6 protein-coding genes are annotated in these 12,097 nt (G+C 59.0%); 4 read left to right on the forward strand and 2 right to left on the reverse strand.

Annotated features, from left to right (window positions below; translation table 11 throughout):
* Positions 1-67: 67 nt before the first annotated feature.
* Both nagB and VL547_RS23000 read right to left on the reverse strand, forming a co-directional pair.
* A complete protein-coding gene (gene nagB, locus VL547_RS22995; protein ID WP_325582420.1) occupies positions 68-1,978 on the reverse strand; it encodes a glucosamine-6-phosphate deaminase in 1,911 nt (636 codons plus the stop codon).
* 95 nt (positions 1,979-2,073) lie between these two features.
* Positions 2,074-2,625 (reverse strand): sigma-70 family RNA polymerase sigma factor, encoded by a 552-nt coding sequence (locus VL547_RS23000; RefSeq protein WP_325582422.1) that lies wholly within the window; start codon positions 2,623-2,625, stop codon positions 2,074-2,076.
* 113 nt (positions 2,626-2,738) lie between these two features.
* Between VL547_RS23000 and VL547_RS23005 the strand changes: the two genes are divergently transcribed.
* From VL547_RS23005 to VL547_RS23020, 4 genes are all read left to right on the forward strand, one after another.
* A complete protein-coding gene (locus tag VL547_RS23005; RefSeq protein ID WP_325582424.1) occupies positions 2,739-3,746 on the forward strand; it encodes a FecR family protein in 1,008 nt (335 codons plus the stop codon).
* Between the two features lie 173 nt (positions 3,747-3,919).
* A complete protein-coding gene (locus tag VL547_RS23010; RefSeq protein ID WP_325582426.1) occupies positions 3,920-7,327 on the forward strand; it encodes a SusC/RagA family TonB-linked outer membrane protein in 3,408 nt (1,135 codons plus the stop codon).
* A gap of 168 nt (positions 7,328-7,495) precedes the next feature.
* Positions 7,496-10,624: a SusC/RagA family TonB-linked outer membrane protein gene (locus tag VL547_RS23015; protein ID WP_325582428.1), complete on the forward strand. Its 3,129-nt coding sequence runs from the start codon at positions 7,496-7,498 to the stop codon at positions 10,622-10,624.
* A 25-nt stretch (positions 10,625-10,649) separates the two neighbouring features.
* Positions 10,650-12,097 (forward strand): SusD/RagB family nutrient-binding outer membrane lipoprotein (locus tag VL547_RS23020; RefSeq protein ID WP_325582430.1); only part of this gene is annotated, 1,448 nt, incomplete at its 3' end.

Raw genomic sequence — 12,097 nt, forward strand, 5'->3', positions numbered from 1 at the left:
ATCGTCGCCCGATGGATCATCAGCGAGGCCAAAATGGACAACGTCATAAAATCCGTGGAACAAGCGATCAATACATCCAGCGCACAAACGCCTCCATAGCCGCGTACCGCGTAAGCCCCAGGTCCGCGTACAGCGTCGCCGTGTTGGAATTCCGGTCTTCGGCGCGCTGCCAGAACTCCCGGCTATCCGTCCCCTGGAACGGCACCGCGTCCTTCTGCGACTGGTGGATAAAGATGCCAAAGCGTTTTTTCATCACCTGCTCCGGGCTCATCGGGATCGCCATCTCGATCTCCGAGATGTCCCATTCCTGCCAGGCTCCCTTGTAGAGCCATAGCCAGCAGTCGTGAATCCACGAAGCATCCGACGGCGAAGCCTTCAGCCTGCGCAGGGATTCAAAAATAATATCCAGGCACACCTTGTGCGTCCCATGCGGGTCCGCCAGGTCGCCCGCGGCATATATCTGTTGGGGCTTCAACTGACGCAGCAGCGCCATCGTCAGCGCAATATCCTCTTCGCCGTAAGGCTTCTTCTCGATGGTCCCCGTCTCATAGAACGGCAGGTTCATAAAGTGCGCCCGGTCGTCGGTCAACCCCACGTACCGGCAGGTCGCCCGCGCCTCGCAGCGGCGGATAAGGCCCTTGATGGCGCGGATCGAAGGCGTGTCCATCTGCGACAACGACTTGGAACGCAAAAAAGAAGATGCGTCGGAGAGGATCTCCTGCGACTTCTTCGAATCGATCCCGAACATCTCCTCGAAGCCCACCGCAAAGTCCAGGAACCGCGTCACGAACTCGTCGGTGACCGCGATATTGCCGGACGTCTGGTACGCCACGTGCACCTCGTGCCCCTGGTCGACGAGCCGCATAAACGTCCCGCCCATCGAAATGATATCGTCGTCCGGGTGCGGCGAAAAGATGAGCACCTTCTTGGGATAGGGAGACGACCGCTCGGGATGCGCCGGGATCACCGCATTGGGCTTGCCGCCCGGCCAGCCCGTGATCGAGTCCCGGAGCATATAGTAAACCTGGAGATTGATCTCGTAGGCGTCTCCGTGCTCGGTGAGCAAATCCCCCAAACCGGAGTCGATATAATCGTTGGTCGTCAGCGACAGCACCGGCTTGCGAAGCTTAAGCGCCATATTGATCACCGCGCGCCGCATGACCTGAGGGGTCCACTCGATGTCCCCCGTCAGCCAGGGCGACTTAAACCGCGTCAGCTCCCCGGCAGCAAGCTCATCCACGACAAACGTACAGTCATCGTGCTGTTGCAATATAGAGGCTGGAACGTGCTCCGTCACGTCCCCTTCTACCGCCTTCCGGACGATACCCGCCTTGAGCCCCCAGGCCATCAGGATGATGCGCTTGGCGGACATGATCGTCTGTATGCCCATGGTAATGGCCATCCGGGGGACGTTGGTGATGTTGCGGAACTCACGGGCGTTCGCTACCCGCGTCGTATTGTCGAGCGTAACCAGCCGCGTCTTCGAATACCGGCTCGATCCCGGTTCGTTGAAGCCGATGTGGCCGTTGTTCCCGATCCCGAGCACCTGGAGGTCGATGCCGCCCGCGGCCTCGATCTGGCGCTCGTACTCCTGGCAATATTCTTTCATCTTCTCCTTGGGAACGCGCCCGTCGGCGACGTGCACGTTTTCCGGCAGGATATCCACCTTGCCGAACAGGTTCCGCCACATGAAATTGTGGTAGCTCTGCAGCGTCTCCGGCTCGATGGGGTAGTACTCATCCAGGTTGAAGGTGACGACGTGCTTGAAACTAAGGCCTTCCTCCTGGTGCATCCGCACCAGCTCGGCATACAGCGAAATGGGCGTGGAACCGGTGGCCAGACCCAGGACACAGGACTCGCCGGACGCGGCCTTGGACCGTATCAGCTGGGCGATTTCCCTGGCGGCGAATTTGGAACCTTCTTTGGGTGTGGTAAAGATCCTGACTGGAATTTTTTCGAATGCATCGACCGTGCTCATGGAAGAAAATGATTTTAGCGGGGCCACAAAGGCGCCCAAAGGTAGTGACAAAAGCACTTGATTTGTAACATCCCAGCGAGAAAAAGCGCAAACGATCACGCAGGCTGCACCAGATTCTTGCGGAGCGCCTTGATCGACTGGTAGAGCAGGTTGCGCGCCACCTGGTAATTGATATCCATCATCTCGGATATCTCCTCGTAGCTTAGGTTCTGGAAAAAACGGAGGTACACGATCTCCTGCTGCCTCCTGGATAGCTGGCCCATCGCGGCCTTGATCTTGGCGCCGTTCTTCTCGTGGTCCTCCCGGAAAACCATGGCGTCGTCGTGGCCGATCTGGAACTCCGTTTCGCGCGGCTCCGAGTCATTCAAAATGACGCGGGACCGCTTTTGAAGTCCCTTTATAACCTTGTATTGCAGCGATTTGAGCAGGTAGGCACGGACGGATTTGATCTGGGTTTTGCTGGAGCTCATCCATAGCTCTGCGAAAAGGTCCTGGATGCAGTCCTCCAGCAGCTCCTTGTCCTGGGTGATCTTATAGCCGTATAAATATAGGGAGGAGTAGTATTTGCGGAACAACGCGCGGAAAGACTCTTTGTCTCCACCTTTAAAGGATTCCCACAGCGCTATATCCTGGGCGTTACTTTCCAAATCTCACCATCGTTAGTTTTCAACCGCAATTAACTGTAAAATAAAAAGTTTTCAAAAATTGGTTACAAATTTTTATCATTACACCCTGTATAGCGTACAAAGGTGCCTGTTATATGGACATGAATGCCTTGCAAAGTCCGGAGGACCTGTTGACGGATGAATCGTTTTTAGCCTGGTACTACAAAACCGACCCTAAAGCAGTAGGTGAGTGGGAAGAAAGGCTTCACAAGGATTTGTCTTCTAAGGCCCTGGTAGATAGCGCAGTAGAATTGCTTCAACGAATGGATGTTCAAGAGCTGCCGGTTCCGGCTGCCCAACTGGAGGCGGCGGAGGACCGGTTATTCCGGCGTATAGAGGAGACGAACGCAAGCACCGCCAAAATATTCAAGGTACAGTGGCGTTCCTGGAGAGTGTGGGTTTCCGCGGCCGCGGCGGTCGTCGTCGTTTTCCTGGCGGCTACGCTCGACAAGTACTGGAAGGGGAGCAAAACGACGGTCAATACCACATACGGCCAGATGGCGCAGCATACGCTCCCGGACGGGACGGAGGTGACGCTCAACGCAAACTCCTCGTTTACATACGGCAAGCACTGGAAAGAGGGGAACGACCGGGAGGTCTGGCTGAAAGGCGAGGCGTTTTTCCATGTGACAAAGACCGCCGAGCACGACCGTTTTATCGTCCATACCGATCATTTCGACGTCATCGTCACGGGGACCATGTTCAACGTGGTCAGCCAGCCGGGCGACGCGGGCGTGATGCTCAAAGAGGGCAGCGTTACCCTCCTGGACGAGCACGGCCGGGAAATGCGGCTGGTCCCGGGGGATGACGTGATGTTAAAGGGGGATGAGCTGGTCAGGCAAACGGTCAACCCCGAAGACGTGACCGCCTGGATGGACAACAAAATGCACTTTGACAATACCCCGCTGTCCGAAGTCATCCGGATGATCGAGCAGCATTACGGGGTAAAGGTCGAAGTCGCCGACCCCGCGATGCTCAACAATACGATCAACGGCACCCAACCCAACGACAACCTCGACGTGCTCCTGCAGTCGCTGACCGCCACCAAGGAATATAGGGTGGAAAAACGCGACGACAAGATCATCCTCGACAAAGCAAACTAGCGCCGGGCTTACCACCGGCTTTCGATAGGGCACCACGGTATAACTGCTGCATGATAGACTGTCTGTCAAAGAATCGGGTTCTTTGTTGGGGTTCAGCTGCCATATGTTTTTTGTCGCTATGCCTCCACGGCGTAGACACAATGGCACGGCAAGCTCCGATGCAGCGGGCTTTTGTGACAAACCAAGGCCCCGACAGACAGCACCAGACCCGTAAGGGCCGCCACGAAATCTCCCTTTTACAGGCCCTCAAGGAGCTCAACCGCAAACGCGGCGTCTACTTCCTGTATACCGATAAGAGCATAGGAGAACGAATGGTCTCCGACATCGTCCATCCCAAGGCCGACGTGGAGCGCATCCTGACCGAGCTCCTCGAAGGATCGGGTCTCCACTTCACCAGGGTCAACGCCACCACCTTCGTCATCCTCAACGGGGAAGGCAAGCGCACCGGCGCCAGCCCTTCGATCGCCGCGGCGGAAGACACCGCCACCCGGATCGTACCCGACAGCGTATACCACGTGGTCGTCTCGGACATGGCCAGGGGCATGGTCACCGATGGCGACGGCAACCCACTCTCCGGTGTATCCGTCCTGGTCAAGGGCAGCGTCCGGGGCACGGTCACCGACGCCAAGGGCGCCTTTGCCGTCGAAGCCAACCGCGAGAACGTCCTGGAGTTCTCCTCCGTGGGTTTCAGGTCGAGGACCGTAATCCTAAAGGAAAACGGCCCCATCACCGTGTCGTTGACGGCCGCGCAAAAGGAGATGACCGAGGTCGTCATGACGGCGCTGGGCATCCGCAAACAGGTGAGGTCCCTGGGCTATGCCACCACCGAGGTGCCGGGTTCCGAATTCACCGCCTCCCGCGAAACCAACCTGGGTGACGCCCTGAGCGGCAAGATCGCGGGCGTCAGCGTCTCCGGGGACGCTACGGGACCCTATGGGAGCAGCCGGGTCGTCATCCGCGGGAACGCCTCGCTGACCGCCAACAACCAGCCCCTGTACGTCGTCGACGGGATTCCATACGACAACACCAACCAGGGAGGGTACGCCGGCCAATACGGCGGCCAGGACTTCGGGGACGGTCTGTCCAACATCAGCCCCGATGACATCGAAAGCATCCAGGTGCTCAAGGGCGTGGCCGCCGCCGCCTTGTACGGTTACCGGGGCGGCAACGGGGCGATCCTCATCACCACCAAGTCCGGCCCCAAGAACAACGGCATCGCGGTGGAGCTCAACAACAACATTACGTTCAACTCGGTCGTCGACGACCGGGACTACCAATACCAATACGGCCAGGGGCTCATGGGCATCAAGCCTACCACCGCGGACGCGGCCTTCACCGCGCCCTACTTTAGCTGGGGTGCAAAGCTCGACGGCTCGGACGCGGTCAATTTCGTGGGACAGCACTACGCCTACCTCCCCTTCAAAGACGACTTCAAGGACTTTTATCAGACCGGTCTCACCAACCAGAGCTCGCTGGCCCTCGAAGGCGCCAACAGCAAGGGCCGGTTCCGGGTGGGCCTGAGCGACCTCTTCCTGAACCCGGTCATCCCGAACTCCAATATGCAGCAACAGGGCGTCAACGTCAACGGGACGATCAACCTCTTCAAAAAGCTCCAGGTCACCCTGACCGGCGACTACGTGGCCGAACAGGTAAAGAACCGGGCCTCGTTTTCGGACGCCCCCGGGAACGCCATCGCCAGCACCCTTTACCTGGCCAACAGTTTCGACATCCGCTGGCTCAAACCCGAAGTGGATGGCAGCGGGAACGAGCTGTTGCCGGGCGACGACACCTACTTTGACAATCCCTATTTTGTCGCCTACCGCTTCCAGAACCACACCACCCGGAACCGCCTCACCGGCGGCCTCACCCTCCGCTATAACATCCGGGACTGGTTGTACGCCCAGGGGCAGGTCACGCGGGACGGATATACCTTTGACGCGACCGTCGTCGAGCCGACGGGGACCGGGTACCGGCCGGGCGGCGACCTCACGCAGTATGAGCTGACGTACCACGAGGTCAATGCCAACTATATGTTCGGGGTCGATAAGACCTGGAACAAGAAGTTCACCCTCTCCGCGCAGCTGGGCGGCAATACCCAGGACAACATCACCCAGGACGACGGGATCGGTATCGTGCCCACGCTCGTCAACGGGATCGCCCAGCAACGGGCGGTGGGTCCTTTTATCATCCCCTATGTATATACCGCGGGCAACATCGCCGTAAAGCCCTTCCAGCATGCCTACGCCCGCTACAAGGTCAATTCGCTTTACGGCAGCGTGGACCTGGGGTACAAGGGGCTGCTGTACCTCACGCTGACCGCCCGCAACGACTGGTTCTCCACCCTCAGCATCAACTCCGACCGGTATCTCTATCCGTCCGTCAGCGGCAGCTTCGTCTTCTCGGACTATTGGAAAATGCCCGCCTGGATCACCTATGGCAAGGTCCGGGTGTCCTTTGCCGAGGCCTCCAACGGCACGTCCCCCTACCAAAACGCGCTGACCTACGGCACCCATGGCTATACCATCAACGGCCAGCTCATCGGTTACATACCCCAAAGCAACATCCCCAACGCCAACCTGCGCCCCGTCAACATCCGGGAAGACGAGGTGGGCGTAAACATGCAATTCCTTTCCTGCCGCGTCGGGCTGGACATGGCCGTCTACAACAAACAAACCGAGGACGACATCCTCCCCGTCACCGTTTCGGCGACCTCGGGCTATACCGGCGACAACCTCAACATCGGCAAGGTCCGTAACCGGGGCGTGGAATGGCTGCTCACGGCACGAGCGGTGAGCAGTCCGCATTTCTCCTGGGACGTCTCCTGGAACTCCGCCGAAAACATCAACAAGGTCCTCTATCTCGGACCCGGCATACAACAGGTCGTTATCAGCGGCGCCCAGGCGCGCTGGGGCAACGAGGTCAACATCAGCAACGTGGTCGGGTTGCCATACGGCCAGATCATGGGCTACGCCTACCAGCGGGACAGCCGTGGCCACATCGTCTTCGGTGACGATGGGGAGCCCAAACAAACCGGTGTCGTGCCCCTGGGGTCCGGCATGTATAAATGGACCGGCGGTCTGAGCCAGACCTTCCGCTATAAGAAATTCAAGCTGGACATCCTGTTCGATTATAAGTTCGGCGCCAAGCTCTACTCCCAAACCAACCTCCTCCTCTATTTTTACGGGCTCCAGCAGACGACGCTCCAGGGCCGCGATGGCGGTTATGTCGGCCGCGGCGTGGACAACCACGGTAACCCCAACGCCATTGCCGTCCCCGCCCAGAAATACTTCCAGGACATCTCCGCCGGCGGCAGCGACCACATCGCCTCAGCATTCGTCTACGACGCCAGCTTTATCAAGCTCCGCGCGCTCTCCCTCGAATACACGCTGCCCAGCTGGAAGAAATCCCACCTCAAGGAAGTAACCGTCTCCGTCGTCGCGCGTAACCTCGCCACTCTCCTCAAGCACACCCCCAACATCGACCCGGAGTCGAACCTGAACGCCACCAATGGCCAGGGCCTCGAGTTATCCGGCTACCCCGCGGTGCGCAGCTTCGGGTTCAACGTGAACGCCAAGTTCTAGCTGCCGCGCCTTCGCGCCCCGCCGGGCCCGCGGTGCGCCCCGCCGCGCCTCCGGCCACACAATCGTTTACACGAAAATTTCCGTTAAATCTTCATTACAGCAGCGCGACCTCTTCCCACTACAGTAAGAGAAAACTAATCTTCTTCATTATCTAAACCTGCTGCATTTATGAGACAAATGTCGCACAGTTATCTATTGTGTGCAGGCCTGCTGTTGTCGCAACTGGCGATAGCCGGGCACCATCCCCTCAACGCAAATACCGTCTTTTCAAAAAAACCGGACGTCGTCCGGGGACACGTCACCGGACCCGACGGTGCCGTCGTGGCCGGCGTCAACGTCACGGTCAGGGGCACCCACCGGGGCACGGTCACCGACGGGAACGGGGACTTCGCGATCGAGGCAAAGACCGGCGACGTGCTGATCATTTCGGGCGTGGGGTACGTCAGCTCCACCGTCAAAGTCGGCGCCGATGACCTGAAGGGCATTTCGCTCAAGCAAGCCGCGGGCCAGCTGGAAGACGTCGTGGTAACGGCCCTGGGTATCCGCAAACAGTCCCGCGCGCTGGGCTACTCCACCACGGAGCTCGCGGGCGACAAGTTCGTCCAGTCACGCGAGACGAACATCGGTAACGCGCTGACGGGCCAGGTCGCCGGGGTGAGCGTGGCCGGTGACGCGACCGGGCCTTCCGGGTCCAGCATGGTGCTGATCCGCGGGGTGTCCTCGATCTCGGGGAACAACCAGCCGCTCTACGTCATCGACGGCGTTCCTTACGACAACACCAACCAGGGGAGCGCCGGCCAGTGGGGCGGCCAGGACTTTGGCGACGGCTTGTCGAATATCAACCCCGACGACATCGAAAGCATCCAGGTCCTCAAAGGCGTCGCCGCCTCCGCTCTCTATGGTTTCCGCGGCGGCAAGGGCGCCATCCTGGTCACCACCAAGTCCGGCGCCAAGGGACACGGGATCTCGGTAGAGCTCAATGACAACCTCACCGCCCAGAACGTCGTCGACGAACGCGACTACCAATACACCTACGGCCAGGGGCTGCTGAGTGTCAAACCCACTACCGCCGCGGCCGCGCAAGGTTCCGAGTATTATAGCTGGGGCTCGAAGATCGACGGGTCGGCCGCGACCAACTTCCTGGGCAACACCTACAACTACTCCGCCGCCAAAGACAATTTCAAGAACTTTTATAAGACCGGCGTAACCAATCAAGTCAATGTGGCCTTGCTGGGGTCCAACGACAAGGGACACTTCCGCCTGGGTTTAGGCGACCTGTACCTCAATACCTTCATCCCGAATTCCGGGATGAAACAACAAACCGTCAACTTCAACTCCGAATACCACATCACCAGACGCCTGGACATGACGCTCTCCGCGGACTACGTCTTTGAAAACGTCAACAACCGGGTATCCTTCTCCGACGCCCCGGGGAACGTGGTGGCTTCCACCCTCTACCTGGGCAATACCTTTGACATCCGCTGGCTCAAACCCGCGGTTACGGCGACCGGCGGAGAACTGCTCCCCGGCACCGACGTGTACTTCAACAACCCGTATTTCGTTGCGTACAAATTCCAGAACCAGACCGCGCGGAACCGCCTCACCGGCGCCCTCACGCTGAAGTATAACTTCACCGACTGGCTCTATGCACAGGGAACGGTCACCCGGGACGGTTATATCTTCGACCTGACCAACATCACGCCCTCCGGGACGGGTTACAACGTCGGCGGGAACCTGACCCAGACCGAGACGAACTTCCACGAAATGAACTACAACGGGGCGATCGGCGTCAGCAAGAAATTCGGCACCGACTTTACCCTCAACGCGCAGGTAGGCGCTAACTCTATGGACAACGTCAATTCGTCCTACGGTGTCACCGGCGTCGGGCCGTATGTCATCCCGTATTTCTATTCCGCCAACAACGTCTCGAACAAGCCGTTCAACTATACCTACGACCGCTACCACGTCAACTCGGTCTACGGGAGTGCGGACTTCGGTTTCAGGAATTACCTCTTCCTGACGGTCACCGCCCGGAACGACTGGTTCTCCACCCTCAACATCAATACCGACCATTACCTCTATCCCTCGGTCGCGGGTAGCTTCGTCTTCTCCGACGCCCTCCACCTGCCCAGCTGGATTAGCTTTGGCAAGCTGCGCGCCAGCTACGGAGAAGGTTCGAACGGTACGGGTCCCTACCAGAATGCCCTGACCTATGGGCTGCAGGGCTACACCATCAGCAACCAGCCGGTAGGCTATGTCTCCAATACCACCATTCCCAACGCCTTCCTCAAACCGGTCAAGATACAGGAAGACGAGCTCGGGGTGAATATGGACTTCTTCAACAACCGTTTTGGCTTTGACGTTGCGGTCTACAGCAAAAAGACCACGGACGACATCCTGCCGGTTACGATCACCCCGACGGCGGGCTATTCCGGCGTCTACGAGAACATCGGCGTGCTCCGGAACCGCGGTATAGAAGTGTTGCTCAACGTGACCCCGATCTCCACCCGTCACTTCTCCTGGGACCTCTCCTGGAACTTCGCCTACAACAGCAACAAGGTGATGGACCTGGGGGCGAACCAAAGCATCGTCATTGCTGGCGCGATCCCCCGCTGGGGCAGCGAGGTCAACGTCAGCGCCGTCAAGGGTCTTTCCTATGGGCAGATCATGGGCTTTGGCTATAAAAAAGACGCCCAGGGCCGCCACATCGTCGACTCCTCGACCGGCATGCCCGAGGCCACCGGCGTCATCCCCCTGGGATCCGGCTTCTACAACAAGACCGGCGGTATCACCAACACCTTCCGTTACAAGGGGTTCAGCCTGAGCTTCCTGATCGACTACAAGTTCGGCGCGAAGATATATTCCGGCACCAACCTCCTGCTCGACTACTACGGTTTGCAAAAGAACACGCTGCTCGGACGCGAGGGCGCGGGCTATGTCGCCCCCGGCGTCGATGGGAAGGGTAACGCCAACGCCGTCGCCGTCCCCGGCCAGACCTACTGGTGGAACATCACCACCGGTGCCAACCATATCGCAGAAGAGTTCGTTTATGACGCCAGCTTTATTAAATTGAGGTCTGTAACGATAGGATATGCATTGCCCTCTTCCGTGCTCAGGGGAACGTTCATCAAAGGGGTGAGCATCAACCTCGTGGGCAGGAACCTGTTGATCCTGATGAAGCATACCCCGAACATCGACCCCGAATCCGGTTTGAACAGCACCAACGGTCAGGGGCTGGAGCTTTCGGGTTATCCTCCCATCCGGAGCCTGGGCGCCAACGTACACGTGAACTTCTAATTCGTTACAACCCAAATTCTTGACAATGAAACAAAAACTTCTCATATTATCCGCCGCCTTGATTTTCTCCGCGGGCTGTAAGAAGAACTTCGAGTCGATCAACACCGACCCGGAGCACGTAACCTCGGCGGTCATGAACTATAACTACCTGTTCACCGCCGCCGAGCTCATCACCTCCGGAAACAGCGATGGCAACTGTTACGAAGACTGGCGCAACAACCTGATCTATGCCGGTTGCATGATCCAGCACTTTTCGTCCACCACCGGCTACTGGGACGGGGATAAGTATTTCTACAACCCCAGCTACAACTCGGCCTATTGGGACAACAACTACCCCAATACCATCACCAACATCGTCGAGACGGTATACCACACCAAGGGCGACGCCACGCAGACCAACCTCTACAACATCGCGCGCATCTTCAAGGCCTTCATGTTCCAACGCATGACGGATATGTACGGCGACTGCCCGTACAGCCAGGCAGGGATGGGCTACATCGCCAACATCACCAGCCCGGTCTACGACAAGCAACAGGCGATCTACGACAGCCTCTACTCCGAGCTGTCGGACGCGGCCGCCAACCTGAGCGCCACCGCCACCAATACCGTCGGTTCCGCCGACCTGGTTTACGGCGGTAATGTCGCCGAGTGGAAAAAATTCGCCTACTCCGAAATGCTCCGCATCGGCATGCGTCTGAGCAAGGTCGACCCGACCACCGCCCAGAAGTGGGTCCAGGCCGCCGTCGCCGGCGGCGTCATGACCAGCAACGCCGACGACGCCATGGTCCAGCACCAGAACCAGCACGACCAGACCGCCAACGGCAGCGGCTCCGTCCTCGTCTACCAGGACCCCAACGCCTCCCGTCTCAGCGCCACCTTTGTCAACTACCTCAAGTCGACCGGCGACCCCCGCCTCACCTACATCGGCACCGTCTGCACCAGCCCCGGTACCGCCTGGGGCGCCGCCGGCTTCGACTATGGCGACACCAGCTGGTTCAAACAGCTCGGCCAGCCCAATGGCTACGACCTGAACGGCAGCACCCTCGACCTGTCGACCGCCCCCGGCTACCCCGGCAACCAGAACGACTATTCCGTTGCCAACCGCTACACCTTCGCCCGGTTGAATGCCCCCACCTTCTTCCTTACCAACGCCGAAACCCAGTTCCTGCTGGCCGAAGCCGCCGAAAGGGGATGGATCACCGGCGACCCCGCCACCTACTACGCCGCCGGCGTCACCGCCGGTATGAACCAGATGGCCGAAACCGGCGCCACCCCCGGCATCACCCAGGCCCAGATCACCACTTACCTCGCCGCCAATCCCTATAATGCAGGCAACGCCCTGCAGCAAATCAACACCCAGTATTGGGTCGCCACCTTCATGGACGAATACGAAGCCTGGGCCAACTGGCGCCGCAGCGGCTACCCGGTCCTGACCGCCGTCAACTACCCGGGTAACGCCACCAACGGCACCAT

Origin of the sequence: Dinghuibacter sp. (assembly GCF_035492835.1) — a bacterium.
Lineage (GTDB): Bacteria > Bacteroidota > Bacteroidia > Chitinophagales > Chitinophagaceae > Dinghuibacter.